Raw genomic sequence first — 26,418 nt, 5'->3', positions numbered from 1 at the left:
CGCGGCCGTGTTCTCGTCAGCATCCTTCGACCGATTTGGGAGTACACATGAAAAACAGCATCATGACACCAATGGCAGTCGCGGGTATCGCGGCGCTCGGAATCGCCATGGCGCCCATGGCTGCCGCCGACAGCTATCCCACCACCGCGTCCTTTGGCGCGACTCCAGAACTCGTCGACGCCAGCGGGGCGGTCGTAACCGGCTGGACCGTCGGGGAACTGGAGCCGAGCGACGACGTGCTGCCGGGCTACCAGCCGGTCGGCACGCTGTATGAGGCCGACGCCACCGTCACCGCGGTCAAGGGCACCGTCACGCCGATCATCGCCAACTTCAACGCCCGCGCCGCCAACGGTGAGACCTATCGCGCGATCTTCACCGTCCCGACACCGGAGGGCGTCAACCCCGCCACCCTCACCGAGGGCGCGTCGTCGGAGGGCGAACTGTTCTTCGACGTCACGGGCCCGGTTCCGGACAGCGTCGTCTACAACGCCGGCGGCCGGGATCTGTTGATCTGGACCGGCGCCGGCGGCGCGGGCGAAGAGGTCGTCGAAGAGGTCGTCATCGAAGAGACCGAGACCGAGACCGAGACCGAGACCGAGGTGATCGTCGAAGAGGAGATCACCGAAGAGCAGCAGTAGACGGTTGTGGTTGTGCGGTTTCATACGCGCATCTCGGCATGTCGCGTATGAAACCGCACCATCGAGTTTCGGCTCAGGCCGAAAGCCGCTGCGCGGCGGCGTTGATCCGCTCGTCGGGCGCGGTCAGCGCGACGCGCACATGGTGTGACCCGCGAGGGCCGTAGAACTCGCCGGGGGCGACCAGGATTCCGCGCTCGGCGAGCCACGCCAGGGTGTCTCGACACGGTTCGCCGCGCGTCGCCCACAGATACAGCCCGGCTTCCGAGTCGTCGACGGTGAAGCCGGCCGCTCGCAGCGCGGGCAGCAGCGCGTCGCGTCGTCGCGCGTAACGGGCGCGCTGTTCGCGTTCATGCTCGTCGTCGCCCAGCGCGGCCACCATCGCAGACTGCACCGGTGTCGGCACCATCATTCCGGCGTGTTTGCGCACCGCGAGCAGCTCGGTGACGACCGCCGGATCCCCCGCCACGAAACCGGCCCGGTATCCGGCCAGCGACGACGACTTGGACAGCGAGTGCACCGCCAGCAGCCCCGTGTGGTCGCCGTCGCAGACCGAGGGATGCAGTACCGACAGCGGCTCGGCGTCCCAGCCCAATCCGAGATAGCACTCGTCGGAAGCGATCAGCACACCGCGCTCACGCGCCCAGCCGACAACCTTGCGCAGATGGTCGACCCCCAGCACCTTGCCGGTCGGGTTGCTCGGTGAGTTGATGTACATTAGCGTCGGCGACTGCGGTCCCAGCTGCGTCAGCGAGTCCGCGCGCAGCACCTGCGCTCTGGCCAACCGGGCACCCACATCGTAAGTGGGATAGGCCAATTCGGGCACCACGACGGTGTCCTGCGGTCCGAGGCCCAACAGCGTCGGCAGCCACGCGATCAGCTCCTTGGTGCCGATCACCGGCAGCACCGCCACCTCTGACAGCGCGGTGACGCCGTAACGCCGGGCCATCGCCGCCACGGCCGCTTCGCGCAACGCCGGGGTACCTGCCGTCGTCGGGTAACCCGGAGACGCGCTGGCGGCGGCCAGCGCTTCTCGGATCACCGGGGCCACCGGATCGATCGGAGTCCCGACCGACAGGTCGACGATGCCGTCAGGATGCGACCGGGCGTGCGCGGTGACGTCGGCCAGGGTGTCCCACGGGAACACCGGCAGTGACGCCGACACGGGCGCTCGGAGCTGACGAACCGTTATCAGTCCTCGCCTTGAGGCGGCAGGTCCTTGACGACCTGCGGGTCGTTCTCGGTCATGCCGACCTTGGACGCGCCGCCGGGCGAGCCCAGCTCAGCGAAGAAGTCGGCGTTGATCTGGGTGTACTCGCTCCACTGGTCGGGCACATCGTCTTCGTAGTAGATGGCCTCGACCGGGCAGACCGGCTCGCAGGCGCCGCAGTCGACGCATTCGTCCGGGTGGATGTACAGCATGCGTGCGCCCTCGTAGATGCAGTCGACAGGGCACTCCTCGATACACGCCTTGTCTTTGACGTCGACGCAGGGTTCGGCAATCGTGTACGTCACAGGTTGCTCCTCGATCTCCTGTCCAGCGGGGCTGCTAGTTCTTGGACGGTTGTCTCAGTGTGCCTCATGGCGCGCTCGCCCTCGGCCAAGGGTGGCGCGTGGTTACTGATACTAAACGTTGCACATACAGGCCGCCTAGCGTGGCACCCCTATGCAACTGCATGCAGTGCAACAAGTTGCATACGATGCGTGTTGCGTTCTAGGCTCGCGGCGTGGCGCTCCCCCACGCCATCCTTGTGGCGCTCTGCGAACAGGCCGGCTCCGGTTATGAGCTCGCCCGCCGCTTCGACCGTTCCATCGGCTACTTCTGGGCCGCCTCGCACCAGCAGATCTACCGCACCCTGCGCGCCATGGAGGCCGACGGCTGGGTGCATGTGACACCCGTCGTCCAGCAGGGCCGACCGGACAAGAAGGTGTACACGGTGTCCGACGCCGGGCGTGCCGAGCTGGCCCGCTGGATCGCCGAGCCGTTGTCCGGTCGCGGCAGCGCGGTGGCCGACAGCCGCACCCGCGAGCTCGCGGTCAAGGTGCGCGGCGCCGCCTACGGCGACATCGATGCGCTGCGTGCCCAGGTGAACGCACTGCGTGCCGAACGGGCCGAACTGCTCGACACCTACCGGGGCTACGAGAAGCGCCAGTTCCCCAACTCGGCGAACCTGCGCGGCAGCGCGCTGCACCAGTACCTGGTACTGCGCGGCGGCATCCGCGCCGAGGAGAGTGCGATCGAGTGGCTCGACGAGGTAGCCACCGCATTGGAGGGCACGTGAGCTATCCGAAACTGTTGTCGCCGTTGGATCTTGGGTTCACGACGCTGCGCAACCGCGTCGTGATGGGATCGATGCACACCGGTCTGGAGGACCGGGCCCGCGATACCGGCCGGCTCGCCGGGTACTTCGCCGAACGCGTCCGCGGCGGCGTCGGCCTGATCATCACCGGCGGGTACGCGCCGAACCGGACCGGCTGGCTGCTTCCGTTCGCCGCGCACATGCTGTCGTCGTCCGACGCGCGTCGACACCGCAGGATCACGGGCGCGGTGCACGACGAAGGAGCCAAGATCCTGCTTCAAATCCTGCACGCCGGACGCTATGCCTACCATCCGTTTTCGGTCAGCGCATCGGCGATCAGGGCGCCGATCAACCCGTTTCGGCCGCGACGACTCCGTGATGTAGATGGCACGATCGCCGACTTCGTGCGGTGCGCTGTGCTGGCCAGAGAAGCCGGTTACGACGGCGTCGAGATCATGGGCAGCGAAGGGTATCTGCTCAACCAGTTCCTGGCTCCGCGGACGAACAAACGCACCGACGCCTGGGGCGGCACGCCGGAGAACCGCCGACGCTTTCCCGTGGAGATCGTGCGCCGCACCCGCGCCGCCGTCGGCGACGACTTCATCATCTGCTATCGCATGTCCATGGCCGACTTCGTCGAAGACGGCCAGAGCTGGGACGAAATACTGGCCCTGGCAAGCGAAGTGGAGGCAGCGGGCGCGACGCTCATCAACACCGGCATCGGTTGGCACGAGTCGCGGGTGCCCACCATCGTCACCTCGGTGCCCAACAGCGCGTTCGTCGCCATCAGCAATGCGGTCGCCGAACACGTCAGCGTCCCGGTGGTGGCGTCCAACAGGATCAACATGCCGCAGGCCGCCGAGCAGATCCTCGCCGACGGCCACGTCCAACTGATCTCGATGGCACGCCCGCTGCTGGCCGACCCGAATTGGGTGCGCAAGGCCGAGTCTGATGCCGCCGACGAGATCAACACGTGCATCTCGTGCAACCAAGCGTGCCTGGATCACGCGTTCGCCCGCAAAACCGTGTCGTGCCTGTTGAATCCGCGGGCCGGACACGAGACGACGTTGGCACTCGAGCCGACGCGACGCACCAAACGCGTCGCGGTGGTCGGCGCGGGACCGGCCGGGCTCGCCGCCGCCGTCACCGCAGCCCAACGGGGCCACCGCGTGACGCTGTTCGAGGCCGGCGAAACCATCGGCGGCCAATTCGATCTGGCCCGCCGAATTCCCGGCAAGGAGGAGTTCACCGAGACGATCCGCTACTACACGACGATGCTGGCCAAACACACCGTCGACGTACGGCTGGGCACCCGCGCCGACATCGCCGCGCTGCGCGGTTTCGACGAAGTCGTATTGGCGACCGGTGTGCGACCGCGAATTCCGGACATTCCCGGCATCGACCATCCCAAGGTGCTGTCCTACGCCGAGGTCATCACGGGTACGCCGGTCGGCAGGTCCGTGGCCGTCGTCGGTGCGGGCGGAATCGGTTTCGACGTCACCGAGTTCCTGGTCACCGACGAATCGCCCACGCTGAACCTCAAAGAGTGGAAGGCCGAATGGGGCGTCGTCGACCCACAAGAGGCGCGCGGCGCGTTGACCACACCTCGGCCCGCCCGCGCGGCTCGCGAGGTGTACCTGTTGCAGCGCACCAAGGGCGCGCAGGGCAAGCGACTGGGTAAGACGACGGGGTGGGTGCATCGGGCGTCGCTGAAAGCCAAGGGCGTGCAACAGCTCTCCGGGGTGAACTACGAACGTATCGACGACGACGGCCTGCACATCAGCTTCGGCCCCAATCGAGCCGGCCCGCGGCTGCTCGAAGTGGACAACGTGGTGATCTGCGCGGGTCAGGAGTCGGTGTGCGACCTCGAGGAGGCGTTGCGGCGCAGCGGGGTCACCGTGCACGTCATCGGCGGCGCGGCGGTGGCGGCCGAGCTCGACGCCAAGCGGGCGATCCGGCAGGGCACGGAGCTGGCGGCCAGGCTGTAGGCGCGTCTTACCGTTCGCGAAACGTACACCAGGGTCGTGATTTCACGATCACCACGACCCTGGTGTTGCACTCGCGAACGCTACGGCCGTTTCTGGCGTTGCGGCGCTCGGCGCGGCGGCCGTTACGGGCCCTCGCCTTTGATATACCTGCAGAATGACGCAGCGTTGTGCACCCATCGAGAAAGAAGCCGTCGTGCACGTCCGCCAACTCACCGCCGACGAGTTGGACGCATTACGCGCGGCGAAGAAGATCTTCAAGGAGAGCGCCTGGGACGAGTGGCGGACCACCCAGCCGCTGAGGTTCGACGGCTTCAACCACCAGTTCGAGGTGTGTGACGACTTCGCCACCGATCTGGTTTCGGTGCCAAACGTGGTCGCCTGGTTCATTCCTCGCGCCGGCCGCTACGCCAGGGCGGCCGTGCTCCACGACTATCTCTGGCGCTATCCCGACCGCACGCGTTGCGACCACAGGCAGGCCGACTACCGGTTTCGCCGCCAGATGCAGCGCGACGGGGTCAGCCTGCTACGGCGCTGGATCATGTGGGCCGCGGTGCGGATGGCGGCGATCGTGCAGGGCAAGGGCGGCGCGGGGTGGTGGAAGGACGTACCGGGCGCGCTGACACTGCTGGTGCTCGTCGCGTTCCCGGTAGTCCTGCTGCCCGGTATCGCGATCCTGGCCTCCACCTTCGTGTTCTGGATACTGGAGACCTTCGTCGCGCTGGTGGTGCCCGATGAGACCCCGCAGCCGATGCAGCTGAAAACCTGACCCGCCCGTGGGCGACGGTTACTGCTGCTTGGTCGCCTCGATCTCGAGGGTCACGGTGACCTTGTCGCCGATCACGGCGCCGCCGGTCTCCAGCGGCATGTCGATGTCGATGCCGAAGTCGCGCCGGTTCAGCACCACCGACGCCTCGAAGCCGGCGACCTCGCCCTGGCCCATGCCCGGGTTGACGCCGTTGAACTCCAACGCGAAGCTGACCGGCCTGGTGATGCCCTTGATGGTCAGATCGCCGTCGAGGACGTAGTTGTCGCCGTCAGGGCGGACCCCGGTCGAGACGAACGTGGCGGTCGGGTACTTCTCGACGTCGAAGAACTCCGCCGACCTCAGGTGCGCATCGCGCTGCTCGTTGCCGGTGTTCACCGACGCTGTGGAGACTTCCGCCCGCACCGACGGGGTGCCGTCCTCGGCGACGGTGATCGCGCCGCTGAAGTCGTCGAACTTGCCCCGTACCTTGCTCACCATCAGGTGGCGTACCGAGAAGCCCACGTTCGAGTGCACGGGGTCGATCGTCCAGGTTCCGGTGCTCAATCCGGTCCTCACTGCGGTCGTCATGGTCATCCTCCTTCGTTGGTCTTTCACTGGGCCGGGCATCGCCCGTTCTCCAGCGTAAACGGACCATAGTCCGAATAAATTCCCCCGGCGTCCGCAGCGCTTTCCCGAAATCGCCTTCTTCCGGGTCGGGCAAACGTCATCCCGTTCGCGCGGTTATTCCCGCGCCGCACTCCTGTGGCGAGGTACCCGGGACCGCGCGGCATCGGTCAACTGCCTTCGGCTAAGGAGGAACGTCGCCGCCTCGCCCGGTGGGCAAACGAAATCACCGACGAGCCAACCCAATTGGATCGTCTCTCGGCTTGACTAGGGCCCCCCTGGTCGCGATACGAATGGTCGAATGATCAACACACGCAAAGCATGCTTCGTCGTGGCCGGCAGCGCGTTGGCGTCATCGTTGGCGCTGGGCGCCGCCCCGGTCGCCGGTGCCGACGACCCCGTCTGGATCGAGCGCAGCTACACCAGCGAACTGTCGTGGACCCCGCCGAGCTGCATGGCCGTCGAGGTCGCCGAGGTCAACGGCGGCACCCGCCCCGACCACCAATGCAACTTCGACGATCCGGCGCCGAAGACGTTTCATCACGTCGTTCCCGCCGGAGCGCCTGCACACGTCGGGGTGAACCCCCACGCCGTGTGGGGCACCCACATCTTCTGCCGCGTCGTCGAGGACACGACCGGGCGGGTGGTGACCGAGAAGCAGGGCACCGCGGGGTCCGGCGACGACGTGAACTGCCTGGCCGTGCACTGACACCGCCGCGCCTGCGGCGAAATCGCTAGGCCGCCAGCAGGCCGTAGGTGGTGGACCGCTGCCGCGCGCGGCGACCGATGCCCTCGGCGATGGCCGTCAGTTCCTCGACTGTCTTCGCCGAACCGAACTCCGAGCCCGCCATCCTCGAGATGGTCTCCTCCATCAGGGTCCCGCCGAGGTCGTTCGCCCCGCCGCGCAGCATCACCTGCGTCCGCTCGGTGCCCAGCTTCACCCAGCTGGTCTGGATGTTGGATATCCGGCCGTGCAACATGATTCGCGCCAACGCGTGCACAGCGCGGTTGTCCCGGTGCGTCGGGCCCGGTCGTGCACCGCCGGCGAGGTACAGCGGCGAGCTCTGGTGTACGAACGGCAGCGGAACGAACTCGGTGAATCCGCCGGTGCGGTCTTGAATCTCACGCAGTATCCGCAAGTGGCCGACCCAGTGCCGCGGGGTGTCGACGTGTCCGTACATCATCGTCGAACTCGACTGCAGCCCGACTTCGTGTGCGGTGGTGACGATTTCGACCCACATCGACGTCGGCAGTTTGCCCTTGGTCAGAACCCAGCGCACCTCGTCGTCGAGGATCTCGGCGGCCGTGCCGGGAATGGTGTCCAGGCCGGCCTCCCGCAGCGCGATCAACCACTCGCGGATCGAAAGTCCGCTCTTGGTCACGCCGTTGGCGATCTCCATTGGCGAGAAGGCGTGCACGTGCATCGACGGCACCCGCGCCTTGACGGCCCGCACCAGGTCGGCATAACCGGTCACCGGCAGTTCCGGGTCGATTCCGCCCTGCATGCACACCTCGGTGGCGCCGGCCACGTGCGCCTCCCACGCCCGGTCGGCGACCTCGTCGACGGACAGCGAGTACGCATCTGCGTCACCCTTGCGCTGGGCGAACGCACAGAACCGGCATCCCGTATAGCAGATGTTGGTGAAGTTGATGTTGCGATTGACGACGAACGTCACGTCGTCGCCGACGGTGTCTCGTCGCAGTGAATCGGCCAGGGCGGCAACAGCATCCAGTGCTGGGCCGTCGGCCATGGCGAGCGCCAGGTACTCGTCGTCGGACAGACCCGCCGGGTCCCGTTCGGCTGAGCGCAGCGCGGCCAGCACGTCGGTGTCGATGCGCTCGGGTGTGCGTGCGGCGAGTTCGCTCACCTTCTCCCGGATCGACTCCCAGTCACCGAACGCGCTGCCCAAGTCGCTGCGGGTGTCGGTCAACCGACCGGTGCTGTCAATAGCCGAGTGGAGATCGGTGCGCCCCAACGATTCCCACGCCTCGTCGGGTTCCTGCCATGGCCGTCCGGTCGGGTTGACATCCAAGGCCAGCCCGGTGTCGGGGTCGGCCAGCGCGTCGACGTGGCCACGCACCCGCGGGTCGATCCACGCCGCGCCTGCCTGCACGTACTGTGGTTGCGCGGTGAGCCGCTGCACCAGGTCGTAGCCGGCTTCGGCGGTGACGGTGGACAGCTCGTCCAAGCCGGGCCACGGCCGTTCCGGGTTGACGTGATCGGGTGTCAACGGCGACACGCCACCCCAGTCGTCGACACCAGCGCCGACCAACGCCAGGCACTCCGTGCGTGACACCAGGTTCGGCGGGGCCTGAACGCGCATCTTGGGTCCCATCACCAACCGGGTGACCGCCACGGTCGCGATGAAGTCCTCGAAGGCAGCATCCGGTGACGACGCCATCGCGGTGTGGTCCTTGGCGCGGAAGTTCTGCACGATGACTTCCTGCACGTGCCCGAACTCCTTGTGCACCCGCCGGATCGCGTGGATGGTCTCGGCGCGCTCGGTCAACGTCTCACCGATGCCGACGAGCAGGCCGGTGGTGAACGGGATGGACAGCCGGCCGGCGTCGACCAGTGTGCGCAACCGGACCTCAGGGTCCTTGTCGGGGCTGCCGTAGTGCGCCATGCTCTTGGTCTCGAACAGCCGCCGCGACGTCGTCTCCAGCATCATGCCCATCGAGGGCGCAACCGGCTTGAGCCGCGACAGCTCCGACCAGCTCATCACGCCGGGATTCAGGTGTGGTAGCAGGCCGGTCTCCTCCAGCACCCGGATCGCCATGGCACGTACGTAGTCCAGCGTCGAGTCATAGCCTCGTTCGTCGAGCCATTGCCTGGCCTCTTCCCAACGCGCCTCCGGACGGTCACCGAGAGTGAACAGCGCTTCCTTGCAACCCAATTCGGCGCCGCGACGCGCCACGTCGAGGATCTCGTCGGGTTCCATGTACATGCCCAGACCGGCGGCGCGCAGCTTGCCGGGGACGGTGACGAACGTGCAGTAGTGACAGGTGTCGCGGCACAGGTGCGTGACGGGGACGAAGACCTTGCGTGAATAGGTCACCGGCAGACGGCCGTTGGGGCCCCGTCGACCGGCCGATTCGAGCCCCGCATCGCGGACGCGGGCGGCGCTGACGCACAGGTCGGCGAGATCCTCGCCGCGGGCTGTCATCGCGATCGCGGCTTCCTCGACGTTGAGCGCCACGCCGTCGCGGGCGCGCCGCAACACACGCCGCAGTGCCGTGGGACTCGACGCGTCGGGCTTCGGTGGGACCACCGGATCGGGCAGGTCGGCGCCGCGCTGGGGGTTCAGAGCCACTCTCGTGTAACTCCGGGGTCGGTCCGGATCATCCGCGTGTCTCACATGCTGAAACGCCTACGCCTGACATACCGGCCACAGTAGTCCCACCAGTTCGTCGTGCGGTGCACCCCATCTACGCAATAATCCTCTCAGTTTGACAGCACCGTAAACGCCGACCGACGCGTCGCAGCACCAGAGGAGCTCCCATGGGTGTATCCGTCAGATCTCTTCTGATGTCGGGCGTCTCCGTCGTCGGAGCCACCGCCATCGCGATCGCTCCCGTGCAGGCACCGCCGCCCGAGGTCATCGCCCACACCAGCGCGCCGGTCCGGGTCGTCTCCAACGACTTCGTCGAGCTGCTCGCGGCGGTTCAACCTACAGCCGCGCCGGGCGACCCGGTTGCGCTCAATGCCGCCGGCGACGCCATCATCAACGCCTGGAACAGCCTGCTGCCCTGGATTGACTACGGGGTCGAACTCGCGGCGTACGTGGTCGATTTCATACCGTTCGGGTTCGAGCTCGCCGATCAGATCAACATCTTCTACTTCAGCCTGATCCGGCCGATCGCCAACAGTTTCGTCGTGGATCTGGTCGCGCCGGTGGTCAGCGACCCGCTCAACCTCAACAGCTACATCGACGGCCTGTCGGCGCTCGGTTCGACGACGGTGAACTCGCTGTGGAACTTCGCGGTCACCGAGTTCTATTTCTTCTTCGGCTGGCTCATCCCGCCGATTCCGCCGCTCCCGCCGCTGCAAGCAGCGGTCGAGACTCCCCCGATGAAGTCGATGCTGGCGAACTCGCTGCCGGCCGACGAGGAGGAGACGACGGTTCCCGAAAGCGCCGAAGTGGCCGGCGAGGTCGAGGAGGAGGCCGCCGAAGGCGCCGAAACGACCGAAGAGACCACCGAGGAAACCGAAGAGACCACCGACGTCGAAGAGACCGCCGAACTCGAAGAGACCACCGAACTCGAAGAGACCGAAGAACTCGAAGAGAACGAAGAACTCGAAGAGAACGAGGAGGTCGAGATCGAGGAGACCACGTCGACCAACGGGACGGTGGCGGCCCAAGGTGAGGTCCGCAGTTCGGGCGTCGACGCCACGGACCCCACCGACGAGGGCACCGACCTCGACGACGCCTCACCGGGCGACAACAAGCAGATCGAGGCGGAGGCGCCGAGCGTCGACGCGACCAATGGCGGAGACGCCGGGGATGGTGCCGACGCCGGGGACGGCGCCGACGCCGGGTATGGCGGCCAGTCTTAGGCGTTCACGTGCCGCCGGAGCACGAGTGCCGGCGGTAACGTGCCGCACACCAGGAGCAGCAGCAGGACCGCGTAGGCCGTCAGCCCGGCGGCTCCGAAGATGACGTCTTCGCCCGGCCCGCCCAGGAACATCACGGCCATCGCGCCCAGCCAGGTCCAGAGTGGCAGCGCGGCGACCCGGGGCGACGATGTCCAGTGCAGCGCCGCCCATACCAGCGCCGCGTTGACCGCGCCCGCGATGAACGCGCTGATGGGAAACGGGATCGTGCCGATCCGCAGGGGCAGGAAGAACGCCGCGGCGATCGCGCAGAGCACGCCGTCGAGCGCGAGCAATGTCAGAACCACCACGCGCAATGGACTGGTGGTGTCGGCTGATGCGGTCAGGTCGGAATGCTGTCCAGCAGCGACACCATCGAGCCCAGCACCCATTGGAAGTTGTCGAACCGGTCCTGCCAGTGCTGCAGGTTGGGATCGAGGTCCTGGTCCATGTGTCATCCCTTCCGCGCGCTGTCGATGTCGGCAGCTTACCTTCTCGGCTATCGAAGGTTGAGCCCCGCGAGTAGATCGGTTTCCCAGCCTCGGGCGTCACGTTCGCCCGCGGCGCCTGAAGCGAGGACGTAGTGCTCGACCGCGCCGATCGGCAGCGCGATGTTGTTCGACAGCGCGAAGGACCGCCCGTCGGGCGCGACGGTGACCTGCGTGGCGTGTGCGCGCAGCGCCGCGACCTTGGCGGCCAATTGATCGTCGGCCTCGATGACCGCATCGATCGCGTCGTCGGAGTATCCGAACCCCAGGTCGTCGGCAGAGACCCGAACCCATCCGGACGGCACGTCGCCCAGCGCGCCTAAGCCTTCCGCGATGGCGGATTTCGCGAACACCGACCAGTAGACCTTCGGCACGCTCCACGGCTCCCCCGGGTGGTCGGCGCCGGCCGAGGCGGCCACGGCCGCCATCGTCACCTCGTGAGTGTGGATGTGGTCCGGATGGCCGTAACCGCCCTGCGGGTCGTAGGTGACGACGACGTGCGGGCGCACCTCGCGGATGTGGGCCACCAGCGCGCCGACGGCCTCGTCCGGATTCGCGTCGATGAACCGCTGCCTGCGCCGCGGCGGCGTACCGGCCATGCCGGAGTCGCGCCACCGGCCCGCACCGCCGAGGTAGATCGGCTCGTCGAGGCCGAGGGCGCGCAGCGCCGCGGTCAGTTCGGCGACGCGGAAGCCGCCGAGTTGGTCGGCCTGGTCGACGGCGAGCTGTGCCCACCGCTCGCCGATCACCTCGCCTTCCTCGCCCAGCGTGCACGTGACGACCCTGACCTGCGCTCCGCGCGCGACGTAGTGGGCGATCGTCGCGCCCGTGGCGATCGTCTCGTCGTCGGGATGAGCATGGACAAACAGCAGCCGCGGGGTTTCCATTCGCACCAGCTTGCCGTCGGCTCCCCGAACCCGCCAGCACCGTGGGGCGATCCGGATTGCCCAGTTAGAAGTGCTTTATTATTTGCCAATGAGCAGTGAGATCTGATCGTGATCGTTTCCGGTGCGGATTGGCCTGCGCTGATCTCCGATTAGCAGCATTCAATTTCAGCTAACAAAAATGCTATCGAAGTCAAGTAACTTGGCCTCGAGGCGACAGGAATCGGTCCCCCTCCTGCCGACCAGGAGGGGGACCGACCCAGTTCTGGCGGTGGCTACTCGTCGCCGCCCGAACCGCCGGAGCCCGAGCCGCCGCCGGCGTTGCCGGCATCACTGTCGGCGTCGCCGTCGTCGTCCGAACCGCCGGCGTCGTCGTTGCCGCCACCGGAGGCCTCGTTGCCTTCGGTGGGGGCCTCGCCGCCCTCACCGGTTCCAGCGCCGACGCTCAGGCCCGTCTGGCCGGGAGTGGCGACCAAGCTCTCGCGCACCTCACCACCACCGGCCTTCGTGCCCGTCTCATCGACGTCCTCGAGGCCGGATTCGTCATCCTCGTCGAGAGGCGCGTCATCGTTGACCGCCGGCTCCTCGGATTCGACTTCCTGCTCCTCGGCCGCGCTCCCCCCGAGGGCGTCGTTCTCCTCGCTGGACACCGCTGCGACGCCGGACCCCTCCGGGCCTTCGACGGCTCCCGACGAGCCCGTGTCATCGCCGAGCTCGGACGACGCGCCCTCGACGGCACCCGCGGTCTTCGCTGCGCCATTGAGGTTGACGGTGATGACGTCGGCCTGCATGTCGGGCGCCCGGTTCGCCGCCGCATTCGCCGTGGGCACCGCGATCGGGTTGAGCGCGTCCGCGATGACGTTGCGCAAACCGAGCAGCATGCCGATCGGGCCTGAGCTGAAGAAATTCAGTTGCGGCGTAAGCAGTCCCACCCCGCCTCCGAACCCGTTGAGAATCACGTCGGCCATCACGATGGGCGCGCTGACCAGTGCCCCGGCGGCGGTGATGAAGTCGCCCGCGCGGGCGGCATCGAAGACGGTCTGTGCGATGTCGGCAACCCCGTTGATCGTCGAACTGATCGGGCCGATGACCGACATGATCACCGGGAACACGTTCTCCGGCAGTGCAGCGAACACGTTGGCGATGTTCTGCGTGGTGTTCTGCAAGATGGCCAGCGGCGGGCCGATGAGACCGAGCAGCGGAAGCCCTGCGATGAGCAAGGTCGAGTTCAACGTCTGGGCCGCGCCGACGAAGTTGCCGTCAGACAACTGCGAGGCGATCTTCTGCAGATCCATTCCGACTTGCTGGATCAGATCGGGAAGAAGAATCCCGATCTGTTGGGCAGTCGCGACGACGAGATCGAAGTTGGCGAACTGGTTCACCAGCACCTGGTTCAGAATCGGAGCTGGGCTTTCGAGGAACTGTTCGAGCAGCCCCGATCCGCTGGCCAAGGTGTTCCCGAACAGGTCCGACAGCGCGGCCAACGGGTTGGATGCCGAGGTGAGTTGCATCGCCGTGCTGGCGCTCGGCGTTGCTGCGACCTTCAGGTCGGGTACCGGCGGCGCCACCGGACTGACGGCGATCACGCTGGCTCCGACCAACGCCACCCCTGCGGTTACGTAGGGGCGAACGGCTCCCTGCATGGCATCTCCTTTACGTAGACGTCGGCCATGTCAAGAACAAGCTACCGGAGAGTCAGTTAATCGTTAACGGATTGGTAAATTTTGCGCTGAATTTATTTTCTGGCGGTCTGCTTCGAGTGTTGACCCGGGGTCCGTGCCGCCATCTAATATTTGCTACATGGCCCCTGGCGGCCGCCGGGCTGATCAGATCACGGCCAGATGAAGCCGTCTCTGACGTATCGGTGACGCCAACGGGTCCGGCACCGCTGACACGGACGCCGGCAGCACCGACGGTTCCGAGGCGGCTCGGACACCGCGGCCTGCTGACCGTCGAGTGTGGGGTTGCGGCACGGTTCTCCGCGAGGAGCGCGCGTTATGCCCACACTCGGCGGTCGTGTCGTGTGTCGGGCTACTGCGGCGCCTTGATCCAGTCCCCTGCGTCGCCCACGATGCCCACCGGGACGGCACCCGACAGGCTGACGTTGCGCACGCTTGGTCCGGCGGCGACGATCGTGGTGTCCTGCAGGATCGGCAGCACGGTCGCCATGTTCCACAACCGCGGTTCGACGGCGGTGATGACGTCGGCGATGTCTTCCCTACCGTCCAGTGCCGCATCGATTTTCGGCTGGATGCTGTGATCGCAGATGCCGGTGATGTTGCTCGGCGCCTGCACCAGCTCGCCGGGTTCCGGTTCCGGGCTGGGCGCGGCGGTCGTCGCGGTCGGGGTGGTGGCAGGCGGCTCCGGCGGCGGCGCGGTTCTGGTCGGCGCGGTGGGCTCGGCCCCGGTGGGCGGCGGCGTCGGGTTCGCGGGGGTGGTCGCCACCGCTGTGGCCTCGAGCGCGCGGCAGCCATAGCGTGACGCCAGCGCGGTCGCGAGATCGCCGCCGGCCTGGCGCCATCCGATGACGGCGTCGACGCGATTGCTGGTCAGCGCCTCGCCGTACAACACAACCGGATCAAGTGCCGAGACCGACGCCGTGATGCCGACATTGCGCAACTGGTCGGCGGCGGTGTTCGCAACCGCCACTGACGTCGGATCGTTGGCCGCCACGCCGAGCACGAGCGTCAGCGGCACCCCGTCCTTGGTGATGCGGCCGCGGCCGTCGTCGGGGGCAGGCGTGCCGGGGGCCGTCGTGGCGTTCTGGCTCGGCTCGAGTTTGTAACCGGCGTCGAAGAGCAGGTCGAGCGCCGCATCCCGGCTCATCGCCGGCGGCGCGGTGGGCACATAACCGGGATCGGACGGCGAGCGAATCTGCGCCTGTGCAAGCGTCACGGTGTTGTCGTCACCGGCGCCGACGGAGGCGAGCAGGTCGACATCGAGCAGACCCAGAATCGCTTTGCGCACTTGGGTGTCGGCGAGCGCGGGCTGCTGGGCGCGCAGCGTCAGCTGCATGACGCGGGGGGTGACGATGCGGGCCGTGCGCACGTCGGGGATCGCGGACAGCTGCGCGAATGCGGCGGCCCCGCCGTGCACCTGGGCCACCTGGGTGTCGCCGTTGCGGATCGAGTCGGCCAGCGCGGCGGAGTCGCCACCGCGGCGGAACAGGATCTGATCCGGCTTGGCGGGCTGAGCCCAGTAGCGATCGTTGCGGGCCAACAGGATCTCGTCGCGCTGCGGGTCGATGGTCTCGACCCGGAACTGCCCGCCGGTGACGGGCAGCGCCCGCGCCAACCCCGCCGCGAAACCGCCGGGGATGTCCTTGACGATGTGGGCGGGCAGGATGTCGTTGAACAACTCGCGCCATGCCGGATACGGCTGCGAGAAGGTCACCACCGCGGTCTTGCCGCCCTCCACCGACTGGACGCCGGTGATCAGGTCATAGCCCGCGGGGTCGACCACCCCGGGCTGGCTGACCATCTGTCGCCACAGATACCAGTAGTCGTCGGCGGCGATGGGCGCATTGTCCGTCCAGGACGCCTCGGGCCGGATCTTGTAGGTGACGGTGAATGGGTCTTCACTGGTGACCTCCGCGGACTCCAGCAGGCTGGTGTCGAGCGCCCATCGCGAACCCGTCGGGCTCTTCGGATCCGGAATCGGGCGGAACGAACTCGGCAGCACCAAGGAACTGATCGCGGCGTTGACCGGCGACTGGTCGGACAGCAGATGCGGGTTGAAACCCGGCCCGATCCAGTCGATGGCCATGATGATCTGGGTCAACCGGGGCGGTGGCGGGGCGGCCACCTCGGTGGTGTCGGTGCTTTGGGGCGCCGGCGGGGGGCTGACGGTACAGGCCGCCACCGCTGTCACCAGCGCAGATATCGCGACAATGACGCGTATGGGTCCCGGCACGGTGTTCAGGGTATCGGCATCCGGCGTTAGGCCCCGTTTTCGGCGAAGTTGCGGCGGCAAAGAGCGGCGAACGGTGAGAAACTTGCTCAGCGACGCTGGGGGGACTCTCGATATGCCGAAGGTTTACGGGGTTAAGGAAAAGGATCAGGTTGTCGATCACATCATCGACATGATCCTCAGCGGTCAGCTGCGCACCGGGGACCGGATCGATCGCACCAGGATCACCAAGGAGCTCGGCCTGAGTCGCATCCCGGTTCAGGAAGCGATTCTGCAGCTCGAGCACGACGGGATTCTGTCCACGCGCTATCACCGGGGCGCCTTCGTGGCCCGGTTCGACGAAGCGACCATTCGCGAACACCACGAGCTGTACGGCATCCTCACCGGCATTGTCGCCGCGCGTGCTGCGACCAACCCGACCCCGCGAATCCTCGCGCACCTCGATTCCTCGCTGCGGACGTTTCGCACGGCAGCGGACTCGCACCAATTCCAGCAGGCGTGTTGGGCCTACCGGACCACGCTCAACGAGGAGTACGCCGGTCCCCGGCTTCAGGCCGCGATCCGCGCGTCGCAGAGCTTCGTGCCCAACAGCTTCTGGAAGTACCCCGACAACCAAGCTGACTTCGGCCCGATCTACGAAGAGGAGATCGCGGCGATCCGCCGAGGCGACCCCGAGGCCGCCCGAGTGTCCTGCGACAAACGTGCTGAGCGGATGGCGAAAATCATGATCGACGAACTGAGCGCCTCGGGCGTGCTCGGCGCATAGCGCCCGGGGGACTGTGACAGCGTTGCCGCCGCGATCCGTCGCGACAAGCCGCCCCCGCCGCATTCAGATCGTCGATTTCTGCGCCGTGGCAGTGCTCGCGCGAGATCAACTGCCACCCTGCAGAACTCGGCGCAACCCTAGGTCCTCTGGCATTTGCGGACCCGACAACGTCTCCCGGAGTTTCAACGCATCGCTGACGCGCCGCGCGGAGTCACCCAGCGCGATCATCTGGTCGCGGGTAAGTGGATCGAGGTAATAGCGCCGGACGAGCGTGGCGTACGTGCGCAGTGCCGGCTGTAGATGCTCGTGGCCCTTCGGGGTGAGCGTGACCATGACGATTCGTCTGTCGTCGCGGCTACGCACCTTGCACACCAGGCCTCGGTCCTCCAAGTGGCCCACTTGCCAGGAAACCCGGCTTGGCGCGAGAACGAGTGTCTCTGCGAGAGCACCCATTCGAGTGCATCGACGCGGGTCCGTACTTATCCGGTGAAGGATGTGCAGATCGGGAATCGTGAGGTCGTGGTTGGCGGTGAGAGCCCGTTCGATCTCCCGATAAAGGAGACTGGCCGCTTCCCGGAATTGCTCCCAACTCCGCAGCACGTCGTCACTCGGATCCATAGCTCCACTGCCGACTACGTGCTCTCGAGTTCCAGCTGCCAACATCGGGTCGTCACTTTCTATGGTCACCAAAGACGCCCGGCCGCAGAACCGGACAAATTCCGTCTGGCGAGATCACATCCGAGCCAACGAGTTCGGTCTATGCAGATTCGGACAGACCGAGACGGCTTACACTGATGGCCCATGGACATGCCGGTGGTTCGCACGCGGATCACACAGATCGAGGATCTACGTGATGCGGTCAACCAGGCGGGACTCACCGCGTACCAGCGGTCGCGCGAATCACCCAGCGGCACTCTGCTACACGCCGGCCACGATGGAATCGCGCTGAGTTCGGGGCACTTCGACAGCCGGGTACAGATCCGTGGGGCATTGTCCCAGGAGAAACTGTCGCTCTGTGTCGGCGTGCGGATTCCGTCGAGTAATCGGCTCTTGTCCCGAGCTATCGACACCGGGATCGTGTCAGCGTTTTGCCCGGGTGACGAGCAGGACGCCTTCCACGACGTCGGCTCTCGTTATGCCGTGCTCTCCCTGAGCGAGGAAACGTTGGAGCGCGAAGCGCAGCGGCATGGACTGACCCTCTCCCCCAATACGTTCCGGCGTACCGGTATTCATCCGCGGTCCCTGGCATCGGCACACCTGAGGCGGATCTCCGTGATCTTGGCGCGCCTGCATCAGGGTGACGGCAAGGCTTGGCTCGGCTCCGCTGCGCTCACCGATATCCTCTTGGCGCTCATCACCCACTTCGCGCAGGGACCCGCACCGTTGACTCTCCCGCCGCTGCGGCAACGCGAAAATCTCGTCGAGCAGACCCGCGTGCACATTGACCAGAATCTCCACCAGCGCCTCGACGTAGAGGACCTCGCGCGCCGCGCGGGTGTCTCCCGACGGACACTGACGAGATCGTTCGAGGAAGTGCTCGGCGAACCGCCCCGGTCGTATATCGCGCGAATGCGCCTACACCGCATCCGATCCGACCTCCTAGCGACCGGACCCGCGGAGGCGACCATCGCCGACGTGTCCAATCGTTGGGGTATCGGCGAACTCGGCCGCATGTCGGGCCGGTACCGAGCCATGTTCGGCGAATTGCCTTCACAGACCCGGGCGCGTGTGCAGATCGAGCACTAGAGGCCGATTCAGCGGTGCCGGCTGATGTCACCCGGCACAGCAATTTCGCCCATGGGCACGAAATGGGGTGTTTAGCATGACGCACCATGCAACCTCTTCAACGTCGCCGTACTGCGAGTGACCTTCCCGGTCTCGACCTCGCCGAGCAGAAGTCGTGGCAGAGCTTCGTGGAGGCCTCCCTGCGACTGAACGCGGCCGTGAGCCGCTGGCTGGCTGACGCGCACGATCTGTCCGCGATGGACCTCCGGGTGCTTAGCGTACTCCTCAAAGCCCCAACCGGGTTCGTCCGAATGGGCGATCTCGCAAAGGAAGTCGGCTTGCTGCCCGGACACCTCACGAAGCGGGTCCAGCGGTTGGAGGAGCGTCGGCTCGTGCGACGCGAAAAGTACCCCCACGACAGACGCGTGGTGATGGCGGCGATCACCGACGAGGGCCGCACGATCGCAGCCAAGGCGGCGATGACCATTGCCCGCGGCGTGCGGGCGGACCTTGGCGGCTCGCTGTCGAGCGCGAAGGTGTCGATCATCGAGAAGAATTGCGGGCGGATCAGCGCCCAGTTCAAGTCGGCCAGATAGCCAATTTAAGCAAATCGCGCGGACGTGCTGTCTGGAAATACCTGGCGAGCGGGTTCGTCCGTGGTGCCCTTCGGATCCGTGTGCGCGGCAATAGCGCGCCAACCAGTTGTTATCCGGGTGAAAGGTCCCACGGCCGCAAGTAAGCAGACCGCTGAAGGAACGTGTTTCAGATCGGCCGTCAATTAGTTTCCACTTGGAGGGTGCGGTCGCTCCGGGCCATTCGCTGAAATTGTCCTAAATACCCTGGTGACCTGGTTGAAATCCGATTTTATGAATTGCTGACATTTGAAATATCGCTTTAACTCCATCCATGATCGCCCATAGTCGATGGAATTCCCGTTTCTCTCGATTACTTTCAGCGCTGGTCAGAACCGTAGGCGCTTCAGCAAAGAATCACGCCACCCAGGGTCTGGCTGGTCGGCGGTCGCAAGCATCGCTGACATCCACACCACTGAGGAGAAGGAGACCCAGTTGCAACTCGCACTGCGGCCTTACGTGACCACCGGCGTGGCACTCGTCGGCGCCAGCGTCATCGCCGCCACGCCGATCGCCCCCGCACCCACGCAGACATACACACAAGTCCACAGCCAAGCGGTACAACTGACGGCCGCCTCCAGCTTCGTCGATCCCGTAACCCGATGGATACAGGTCTTCGAGGCCACCGCGACAAACCTCACCGAGCTCCGAAACTACATATTCGCTCATCCAGAGCGGTCGGTCCTTGGACTACTGGAACTGTTGCAAGCCAAGATCAATGGCTACGGGAACGCCTTGTTCGGCCAACTTCCGCAGGTTGCCGAGAGCCTCGGACGCTGGGCCACCAAGACACTGCTACCCGGAATGCAGACGGCTTTCCAGCAGCTGGTGACGGGGCAGCCTGAGGCTGCTTCGAAAACCTTCCGAAACACCGTGATGTCTTTGATATCGATCAGTTCGCCACTGTTTGGGCTGATGGGTTTTGTCACGGTGCCAACCATGATCATGCAGGACATCGTGGACATAACCCGGTCGTTCACCGCACCGATACAACTGCTCAGTTGGGTCAGCCCCATCATGAATCTGGTGTGGTCCCCAATACTTTCGCTTGGCACCAGTGCGCAGAGGGTCATCGACGCCGTCGAAGCCGGTGATCTGCTCGGCGCCGTGGGTGCCGTGCTGAACGCACCCGCCGATGCCGTCGACCACTTCCTGAACTCGCCTGGTGGATTGGTCGAGTTTCGGACTGTCGGCTCGTCGGGCATCCTCACCGCCGGAGGCCTACTCACTGCGCTTCTGATCAAGATTCCACAGGCAATCCAGGTCAATCTCGATCCGCCACTGCCAGTCACGGCAGCCGCGGCTGACACCAGCGTCGCCACCGGAACGATGGTCTCACTGGAGACCAGCACACCCGGCGTCGAAGGCACGGAACCGGCCGCTGCCTCACAACCGGCGGGTCCCTTCGCGGAGGAAACGCCGGACAACCCGGAAAGTCCGGCGGCGCCGGTCGACGAGACCGAGATGACCGAAGAACCGGCCGAGGACATCGATGACGCCGAGTTGGCCGAAGTACCGGCCGAGGAGATCGATGAAGCCGAAGAGCCCAACGGCGCAACCGATCTCAGCGACGGCAATAAGGTCGAGCCTGGCGAGTCGGGCGTCGAATCAACCCCCGACGACGAGTCGGAAAGCTCAGCCGATGGGGTGGCCGGTGATGACAGCGACACCGCCGGCGCAAGCGACACCACCGGCAGCGACTCAGACGGCGGCGACGCCGGCGGCACGAGCGATGGCTCTGACGGCGGCAGCGAAAGCTGATCTGACGCAACTCCATTGGTGAAGTGCGATCGGCCCCCTCCTACCCCTTGGGGAGGGGGCCGATTTGTAGCCGAACCACCGACTTAGGAAATGATGTGAAAACCGACGCCGGGACTATCCCCGAGCTTTGGCGCGGGCCTTGGCACGCAGCCGCTGAGCCGCGTTCAGCTCGACCTTGCGAACCCGCACTACTTCCGGTGTCACCTCGACACATTCGTCGGGGCCACAGAACTCCATCGCCTTCTCGAGATCCAATCGGATCGGTTTGGCGAGCGTTTCGATCACGTCCGCCGTCGAGGAGCGCATGTTCGTCAGCTTCTTTTCCCGGGTGACGTTGATGTCGAGATCCTCTGCGCGCGGGTTGATTCCGACGACCTGGCCTTCGTAGGTGTCCTCACCCGGCTCGACGAAGAACTGCCCGCGGTCGGACAACTGAATCAACGCGAACGGGGTGATCGACCCGGAGCGGTCGCTGACCAGAGAGCCGGTGTGGCGGGCGCGGATCTCGCCCGCCCACGGCCGGTAGCCGTCGAACACGGCATTGGCGATCCCGGTGCCCCGCGTCTCGGTGAGAAAGTCGGTACGGAACCCGATCAGCCCCCGGCTGGGCACGATGAAGTCCATCCGCACCCAGCCCGCGGCGTGGTTGGCCATCTCCTCCATCCGGCCCTTGCGCGCGGCCATCAGCTGGGTGATGGCACCGACGAACTCCTCTGGGCAGTCGATGGTCAACGCCTCGAACGGCTCGTGCAGCTTGCCGTCGATCGTCTTGGTGACGACCTGGGGCTTGCCGACGGTCAGCTCGAATCCTTCCCGGCGCATCTGTTCGACCAGCACGGCCAGCGCCAGCTCGCCGCGGCCCTGCACCTCCCAGGCGTCGGGCCTGCCGATGTCGACGACGCGGATCGAGACGTTGCCGACCAGCTCCTGATCCAGCCGGTTGCGAACCATGCGGGCAGTCAGCTTGTGCCCGGACACCTTGCCCGCCAACGGCGATGTGTTGGTGCCGATCGTCACCGAGATCGCCGGCTCGTCGACGGTGATGCGCGGCAACGCGTGCGCATGCTCGGGGTCCGCGAGCGTGTCTCCGATCATGATCTCGGGCAGCCCGGCCACCGCGACGATGTCTCCGGCGACGGCCTCATCCGTGGGACTGCGTTCAACCCCGACGGTGGCGAGCAACTCGGTGATCTTCGCGTTCGTGATGACCGGCGCGCCGTCGACCTGACGCATCCACGCCACGGTCTGGCCCTTGCGCAACCTGCCGTTGTGGATGCGGATCAGCGCCAGACGACCGAGGAACGCCGACGCGTCGAGGTTGGTGACGAGCGCCTGCAACGGCGCGTCGGAATCCCCGCTCGGCGGCGGAATGTGTTCCAGCAGAACGTCAAACAGCGGGTCGAGGTTATCCCCTTCGGGAACCTGGCCGTCGGCCGGCGGCACGGTGGAGGCCACCCCGGCGCGACCCGAGGCGTACAGCGTCGGCAGGCCCAACGCGTGCTCTGCGGCCTTCTGCGCGTCGTCATCGAGGTCGGAGGCGACGTCGAGAAGCAGATCGTGGCTGGCGTTGACCACCTCGGTGATGCGCGCGTCGGGCCGGTCGGTCTTGTTGACCACCAGGATGACCGGAAGGTGGGCGCCCAGCGCCTTGCGCAGCACGAACCGCGTCTGCGGCAGCGGCCCCTCGGACGCGTCGACCAGCAGCACCACGCCGTCGACCATGGCAAGCCCCCGCTCGACCTCGCCGCCGAAATCGGCGTGTCCCGGCGTGTCGATGACGTTGATGACGGTCACGGTGCCGTCGGCGTGGTGGCGGTGCACGGCGGTGTTCTTGGCCAGGATCGTGATGCCCTTTTCCCGCTCCAGATCGCCGGAGTCCATGATCCGCTCGGTGGAGTCGTCGCCCCGATGCGTTAATGCCCCCGACTGCCGCAGCATCGCGTCGACCAGAGTTGTCTTGCCATGGTCGACGTGTGCCACGATGGCGACGTTCCGAAACTTCACATCGAACATTGTCGCAGCGCAAACCGCCCATCGCGAAAATGAGAGAGCCAGCTCACTTTGAAGGCCAGCAAGATCGCCGACCTCAAACCGAAGAAGAAGTGCTGCAACAGCAACCCGCGATGCAAGCGCTGCCCGGTGGTGGTCGCGAAGGTGCGCAAGGCCGAGCGACACGGCGTGCGGGGTAAGGACCTGGTCAAGGTGTTCAAGCGCGCCCGGCGACGGTGACTCGGGCCGCCCTCAGCTCAATGCCTCACGCAGTTCCGCGAGCCACGCCCGGTCGGCCGGCACCCAGGCGAGCTCGTCGAGTTCGTCGACGCCGACCCAGCGCAGCGCGCGATGGTCGTTGGGATGCAATATGCCGCCGGTCTGCGTGACGCGGTAGGCCCGCAGCGTCGTGGTCGCGTTGAGCGCGACGTCTGCACCGAGGCGGGCACCCACCGTCACCTCGACGCCGAGTTCCTCGCGCAGTTCGCGCGCCAGCGCCGTCTCGTCGGTCTCCCCGGCGACGACCTTGCCGCCGGGCAGCTCCCACAATCCGGCCAGCTCCGGAGGCCGCGCGCGCTGGGCCACCAGCAGCGACGGCCCGGAGATCAGCGCACCCGCCACGACGATCTGGTCTGCCATCGCCCGTGACGGTATACGGTCGAAACCATGGCTGTGTTAACGGACGAACAAGTGGACGCCGCACTGCCCGACCTCCCCGGCTGGAAACGAGCCGGCGGCGCGCTGCGTCGCTCGATCAAGTTCCCCGCGTTCCTCGACGGCATCGACGCGGTTCGCCGCGTCGGCGAGAAGGCCGAGGAGAAGGACCATCATCCTGACATTGACATCCGTTGGCGGACAGTGACTTTCGCGTTGGTCACACATTCCGAGGGCGGCATCACCGACAAGGACATCGAGATGGCCCGCGAGATCAACGCAATCGTCGGCTAGCAGCTATCCACGCCAGCGTCGCCACTGTCGCGACGATGTAAACCAAGCCTGCCCAGGCCAGATACCAGGGGCGGGGGATGACCCAGATCGTCGGCTGGGCGAAGCTCAGCAGCCACGGCACCCCGACCAGGGTCAACACCAGCCAACCGGCGCCCAGGATCCGCGCGCCCAGCCGCGCTGCCAGCGGGCCGTGCAGCAGCCAGATCATCAGCGGGATCAACCACACCCAGTGGTGGGTCCACGAAATCGGGGACAGCAGCAGGCCGAACAGCTGCACGACGAGGATCGCGCCCAGCCGGTCGTCGGCGCCGCCGATCGCCCGCCACGCCAACAGCGCCAGCACCGCGGTCACCGCGATCGCGATCAGGACCGCAGGACCGTAACCCGCGTCGTGACCGATGATCCGCGAGATCCCGCCGCGCCAGGATTGGTTGAACGACGTCCCGATCGGGCCGACACGATCGGCGTCGCCGAGCAGTTCGGTGAAGTAGTACCGCGTCGGCCCGCCGATCACCAGCGCCGAAATCCCCACGGTGGCAAAGAAGACGACGGCAGAGAACACCACGGCGGCCCACCGTCGCGCACCGACGAAGTACAGCCCGGAGATCGCCGGCGTCAGTTTCATCCCGGCTGCCAGGCCGACCAACAACCCGGACAGCCACCACCGCGTGCTGTAGACCGCATACAGCACCGCGAGCACCAGCAGCACATTGATCTGTCCGTAGTCGAAGGTGCTGCGCAGCGGTTCGGTCCAGATGCCGACGGCCGTCCAGAGCATGGCGGTGCGCCGTCCGCCGGATCCCAACAGCCGCTGGCTGATTCGCACCACCCCGTACAGCGCGGCGATGGTCCCGAGCTGCCACACGAACGCGACGACCTCGAACGGCAGCAGATGCAACGGATAGAACACCACCGCGGCGAACGGCGGATAGGTGAACGGCAGCGGAAAATCCGGCGTCTCCTCGGCGTAGACGTAGTCGTAGAGCGCGCCGGGACCGTCGAGCGTTCCGGCACCCCCCACATACACGTGCAGGTCGACGAAGTTCGCGCCGTTGGGCACCAGGTAGGTCCACGCCAGGCGCGCGGCGATGCTGAGCAGAAGCAGAACCGGCGCCGCGGCGGCCACTCGGGCAGCGATTCGCGACGCCGTCGCTGGTGGAGCGTTTGCAGCGTTTCTTATGTCGATCCGTCCGACTTTATCCAGCACCGGCCGGTGGTCACCAAAACCATTCGCAACCGTAACGGTTGAATAAACGCCCCACGTGTCACACAAGGCTCACTAGTAACAGGCCTAGCTTCGGGCGGAGGCGTGCCTACAACGGATTGGATAAACCATGCACAAGATCGCAAAACTGTTCGCGACCTCGACGATCACCGCTGCGGGAGCGGCCGCTGCCGCGCTCGCGCTGAGCGCCACCGCCGGAGCCCAACCCGCGGCCCCCGCTCCCGCGCCGACCGTACCCGGTCTGCCGTTCATTCAGCAGCTCGCGAGCAACCCGGCCGCCGCGTCGCAGATCATGCAGGGCGTCACCTCCCTGCTCGGTAACGCGCAGGCCCCGGCCGCGACGGCGACCGCACCGACAGCCACCACGCCGTCGGCGACGGCTTCGGTCACCTTGCCGCAGCCGCCGTCGAACCTGCCCGGTATGCCGGCCGCACCCACCGCGGTCCCACCGACGGCCTCGGCGATCCCGCCGCAGGATCTGCTGACCACCATCCCCACCAGCCTCGCCTCGCTGCTGCCGGAGGGAACGCCGTTGGTGGGTCTGCTGCCTGCGCCCGGTTCCGCAACGGCACCGGCGGCCGTGCCGACCGCACCGGTTGCTCCGGCACCCGCGGCGGCTGCTCCCGCCCCGGGCGCGAGCCTTCCGCCGATGTTCACCCCGCTCTCGGCGCTGCCCTGACGGCGGCGGCGGCGACGGTAACTCACGACGACCCGACCACGACCACCACCGTTTGGGGGAACCATGTCATCCAGGACGAAGTTCGTTACCGTCGCCGCCGCGCTCGGCTCGTCGGCCACACTGCTGTTCGGCAGCATGACCGGTATAGCCAACGCCCAACCCGCACCGCCGACGCCGATCGACGGGTTGCAGGCCCCCGGACTGTCGGCGGTGCAGAGTATCGGCCCGGCCATTCAGCAGGCTGCCGCCGATCCGACCAACGCCGCGTCGACGTTGATGGCCGCGGCGGCGGTGTTCGCGGGTGACGCCGTGGTGCCCCCTGATTCACGGAAAGTCGCGACGGCGGTCAACGAGTTCGTCGCGCATGTTCCGGCTCCCGGCGCGGTGCCGGGCACCCAGGCGCATCTGCCCGCCGGGATCAACCCCGCCCATGCGGTGGGGCCGGCGCCGGAGGCAGCCGCGCTGGTCGCTCCGGCCCCGGCGCCGGAGGCGGCCGAGTTGGCCGCCGCCGCACCCGCGCCCGCGG

Annotated in this window: 25 protein-coding genes and 1 pseudogene; 14 read left to right on the top strand and 12 right to left on the bottom strand. The window is 66.6% G+C overall.

The window, feature by feature from the left end; all coding sequences use genetic code 11:
- Positions 1 to 71: 71 nt before the first annotated feature.
- On the top strand, positions 72 to 638 hold the full coding sequence (locus tag MELE44368_RS13265) for an MPT63 family protein (protein WP_241566604.1): 567 nt from the start codon (positions 72 to 74) through the stop codon (positions 636 to 638).
- Positions 639 to 711: 73 nt separating this feature from the next.
- Here the strand turns inward: MELE44368_RS13265 and dapC are convergent, their stop codons facing one another.
- Positions 712 to 1,800 carry a succinyldiaminopimelate transaminase gene (gene dapC / locus MELE44368_RS13260; protein ID WP_128108915.1) on the bottom strand — a complete coding sequence of 363 codons (1,089 nt, stop codon included), beginning with the start codon at positions 1,798 to 1,800 and terminating at the stop codon, positions 712 to 714.
- Positions 1,801 to 1,826: 26 nt separating this feature from the next.
- Positions 1,827 to 2,150: a ferredoxin gene (gene fdxA, locus MELE44368_RS13255; protein ID WP_046752530.1), complete on the bottom strand. Its 324-nt coding sequence runs from the start codon at positions 2,148 to 2,150 to the stop codon at positions 1,827 to 1,829.
- Positions 2,151 to 2,362: 212 nt separating this feature from the next.
- Between fdxA and MELE44368_RS13250 the strand changes: the two genes are divergently transcribed.
- From MELE44368_RS13250 to MELE44368_RS13240, 3 genes are all read left to right on the top strand, one after another.
- The gene (locus tag MELE44368_RS13250) at positions 2,363 to 2,917 is read left to right on the top strand and encodes a PadR family transcriptional regulator (RefSeq protein WP_046752529.1); all 555 of its coding nucleotides are present in this window, start codon (positions 2,363 to 2,365) and stop codon (positions 2,915 to 2,917) included.
- The gene (locus MELE44368_RS13245; RefSeq protein WP_083043304.1) at positions 2,914 to 4,923 is read left to right on the top strand and encodes an NADPH-dependent 2,4-dienoyl-CoA reductase; all 2,010 of its coding nucleotides are present in this window, start codon (positions 2,914 to 2,916) and stop codon (positions 4,921 to 4,923) included. Before MELE44368_RS13250 ends, MELE44368_RS13245 begins: the two co-directional genes overlap by 4 nt.
- 154 nt (positions 4,924 to 5,077) lie before the next feature.
- Positions 5,078 to 5,689, top strand: coding sequence for a DUF1353 domain-containing protein (locus MELE44368_RS13240; RefSeq protein WP_052761591.1), 612 nt, complete (start codon positions 5,078 to 5,080; stop codon positions 5,687 to 5,689).
- 18 nt (positions 5,690 to 5,707) lie between these two features.
- On the opposite strand, the gene MELE44368_RS13235 is transcribed toward MELE44368_RS13240, so the two are convergent.
- Positions 5,708 to 6,256 (bottom strand): YceI family protein, encoded by a 549-nt coding sequence (locus MELE44368_RS13235; protein ID WP_046752527.1) that lies wholly within the window; start codon positions 6,254 to 6,256, stop codon positions 5,708 to 5,710.
- Between the two features lie 337 nt (positions 6,257 to 6,593).
- Here MELE44368_RS13235 and MELE44368_RS13230 point away from each other — a divergent pair, with 337 nt between their 5' ends.
- Positions 6,594 to 7,001 carry a hypothetical protein gene (locus MELE44368_RS13230; protein WP_064918089.1) on the top strand — a complete coding sequence of 136 codons (408 nt, stop codon included), beginning with the start codon at positions 6,594 to 6,596 and terminating at the stop codon, positions 6,999 to 7,001.
- Between the two features lie 25 nt (positions 7,002 to 7,026).
- On the opposite strand, the gene MELE44368_RS13225 is transcribed toward MELE44368_RS13230, so the two are convergent.
- A complete protein-coding gene (locus MELE44368_RS13225) occupies positions 7,027 to 9,606 on the bottom strand; it encodes a bifunctional FO biosynthesis protein CofGH (RefSeq protein ID WP_128108914.1) in 2,580 nt (859 codons plus the stop codon).
- 188 nt (positions 9,607 to 9,794) lie between these two features.
- On the opposite strand from MELE44368_RS13225, the gene MELE44368_RS13220 reads away from it, so the two are divergent.
- On the top strand, positions 9,795 to 10,850 hold the full coding sequence (locus tag MELE44368_RS13220; RefSeq protein WP_128108913.1) for a hypothetical protein: 1,056 nt from the start codon (positions 9,795 to 9,797) through the stop codon (positions 10,848 to 10,850).
- On the opposite strand, the gene MELE44368_RS13215 is transcribed toward MELE44368_RS13220, so the two are convergent.
- The 4 genes from MELE44368_RS13215 to MELE44368_RS13200 all read right to left on the bottom strand — a co-directional run bounded on the left by MELE44368_RS13215 (position 10,847) and on the right by MELE44368_RS13200 (position 16,170).
- The gene (locus MELE44368_RS13215; protein ID WP_046752524.1) at positions 10,847 to 11,278 is read right to left on the bottom strand and encodes a hypothetical protein; all 432 of its coding nucleotides are present in this window, start codon (positions 11,276 to 11,278) and stop codon (positions 10,847 to 10,849) included. The genes MELE44368_RS13220 and MELE44368_RS13215 overlap by 4 nt on opposite strands.
- Positions 11,279 to 11,385: 107 nt before the next feature.
- Positions 11,386 to 12,261, bottom strand: coding sequence for an N-acetyl-1-D-myo-inositol-2-amino-2-deoxy-alpha-D-glucopyranoside deacetylase (gene mshB / locus MELE44368_RS13210; RefSeq protein ID WP_064891411.1), 876 nt, complete (start codon positions 12,259 to 12,261; stop codon positions 11,386 to 11,388).
- Positions 12,262 to 12,533: 272 nt separating this feature from the next.
- Positions 12,534 to 13,901, bottom strand: coding sequence for a hypothetical protein (locus MELE44368_RS13205; RefSeq protein WP_128108912.1), 1,368 nt, complete (start codon positions 13,899 to 13,901; stop codon positions 12,534 to 12,536).
- Positions 13,902 to 14,289: 388 nt separating this feature from the next.
- Positions 14,290 to 16,170, bottom strand: a complete 1,881-nt coding sequence (locus MELE44368_RS13200; protein WP_128108911.1) for an ABC transporter family substrate-binding protein — start codon at positions 16,168 to 16,170, stop codon at positions 14,290 to 14,292.
- 112 nt (positions 16,171 to 16,282) lie between these two features.
- Between MELE44368_RS13200 and MELE44368_RS13195 the strand changes: the two genes are divergently transcribed.
- Complete coding sequence (locus MELE44368_RS13195) at positions 16,283 to 16,933, top strand: GntR family transcriptional regulator (protein ID WP_064927182.1); 651 nt, start codon at positions 16,283 to 16,285, stop codon at positions 16,931 to 16,933.
- 105 nt (positions 16,934 to 17,038) lie between these two features.
- Here MELE44368_RS13195 and MELE44368_RS13190 read toward each other — a convergent pair whose 3' ends face one another.
- Positions 17,039 to 17,551, bottom strand: coding sequence for a MarR family winged helix-turn-helix transcriptional regulator (locus MELE44368_RS13190; protein WP_052761589.1), 513 nt, complete (start codon positions 17,549 to 17,551; stop codon positions 17,039 to 17,041).
- Positions 17,552 to 17,734: 183 nt separating this feature from the next.
- Here MELE44368_RS13190 and MELE44368_RS13185 point away from each other — a divergent pair, with 183 nt between their 5' ends.
- The 3 genes from MELE44368_RS13185 to MELE44368_RS13175 all read left to right on the top strand — a co-directional run bounded on the left by MELE44368_RS13185 (position 17,735) and on the right by MELE44368_RS13175 (position 21,051).
- Positions 17,735 to 18,679, top strand: a complete 945-nt coding sequence (locus MELE44368_RS13185; RefSeq protein ID WP_052761588.1) for an AraC family transcriptional regulator — start codon at positions 17,735 to 17,737, stop codon at positions 18,677 to 18,679.
- Positions 18,680 to 18,765: 86 nt separating this feature from the next.
- Complete coding sequence (locus MELE44368_RS13180) at positions 18,766 to 19,254, top strand: MarR family transcriptional regulator (protein ID WP_046752519.1); 489 nt, start codon at positions 18,766 to 18,768, stop codon at positions 19,252 to 19,254.
- A 471-nt stretch (positions 19,255 to 19,725) separates the two neighbouring features.
- Positions 19,726 to 21,051 (top strand): ICP22 family protein, encoded by a 1,326-nt coding sequence (locus MELE44368_RS13175; RefSeq protein ID WP_064891410.1) that lies wholly within the window; start codon positions 19,726 to 19,728, stop codon positions 21,049 to 21,051.
- A gap of 114 nt (positions 21,052 to 21,165) precedes the next feature.
- Here the strand turns inward: MELE44368_RS13175 and typA are convergent, their stop codons facing one another.
- Positions 21,166 to 23,055: a translational GTPase TypA gene (gene typA / locus MELE44368_RS13170; protein ID WP_206613763.1), complete on the bottom strand. Its 1,890-nt coding sequence runs from the start codon at positions 23,053 to 23,055 to the stop codon at positions 21,166 to 21,168.
- A 57-nt stretch (positions 23,056 to 23,112) separates the two neighbouring features.
- Here typA and MELE44368_RS13165 point away from each other — a divergent pair, with 57 nt between their 5' ends.
- The gene (locus MELE44368_RS13165) at positions 23,113 to 23,280 is read left to right on the top strand and encodes a hypothetical protein (protein WP_128108908.1); all 168 of its coding nucleotides are present in this window, start codon (positions 23,113 to 23,115) and stop codon (positions 23,278 to 23,280) included.
- A 12-nt stretch (positions 23,281 to 23,292) separates the two neighbouring features.
- On the opposite strand, the gene MELE44368_RS13160 is transcribed toward MELE44368_RS13165, so the two are convergent.
- Positions 23,293 to 23,679: a (deoxy)nucleoside triphosphate pyrophosphohydrolase gene (locus MELE44368_RS13160; protein ID WP_128108907.1), complete on the bottom strand. Its 387-nt coding sequence runs from the start codon at positions 23,677 to 23,679 to the stop codon at positions 23,293 to 23,295.
- A gap of 27 nt (positions 23,680 to 23,706) precedes the next feature.
- Here MELE44368_RS13160 and MELE44368_RS13155 point away from each other — a divergent pair, with 27 nt between their 5' ends.
- Positions 23,707 to 23,988 carry a 4a-hydroxytetrahydrobiopterin dehydratase gene (locus tag MELE44368_RS13155; RefSeq protein ID WP_128108906.1) on the top strand — a complete coding sequence of 94 codons (282 nt, stop codon included), beginning with the start codon at positions 23,707 to 23,709 and terminating at the stop codon, positions 23,986 to 23,988.
- Here MELE44368_RS13155 and MELE44368_RS13150 read toward each other — a convergent pair.
- Positions 23,969 to 25,174, bottom strand: a complete 1,206-nt coding sequence (locus MELE44368_RS13150) for a mannosyltransferase (RefSeq protein WP_409366124.1) — start codon at positions 25,172 to 25,174, stop codon at positions 23,969 to 23,971. The two genes, MELE44368_RS13155 and MELE44368_RS13150, sit on opposite strands and share 20 nt — an antisense overlap.
- Positions 25,175 to 25,322: 148 nt before the next feature.
- Between MELE44368_RS13150 and MELE44368_RS13145 the strand changes: the two genes are divergently transcribed.
- Together MELE44368_RS13145 and MELE44368_RS13140 are read left to right on the top strand one after the other, a co-directional pair.
- Entirely contained in the window at positions 25,323 to 25,892 is a 570-nt protein-coding gene (locus tag MELE44368_RS13145) for a hypothetical protein (protein WP_128108904.1), read from the top strand.
- A 63-nt stretch (positions 25,893 to 25,955) separates the two neighbouring features.
- Positions 25,956 to 26,418: pseudogene (locus MELE44368_RS13140) on the top strand (hypothetical protein); the annotation flags it as partial.

Origin of the sequence: Mycolicibacterium elephantis DSM 44368 (assembly GCF_004014805.1) — a bacterium.
Taxonomy (GTDB): Bacteria; Actinomycetota; Actinomycetes; order Mycobacteriales; family Mycobacteriaceae; genus Mycobacterium; species Mycobacterium elephantis.
Note: the sequence above shows the minus strand (reverse complement) of the source record. Positions and strands in the feature narration are given on the sequence as shown.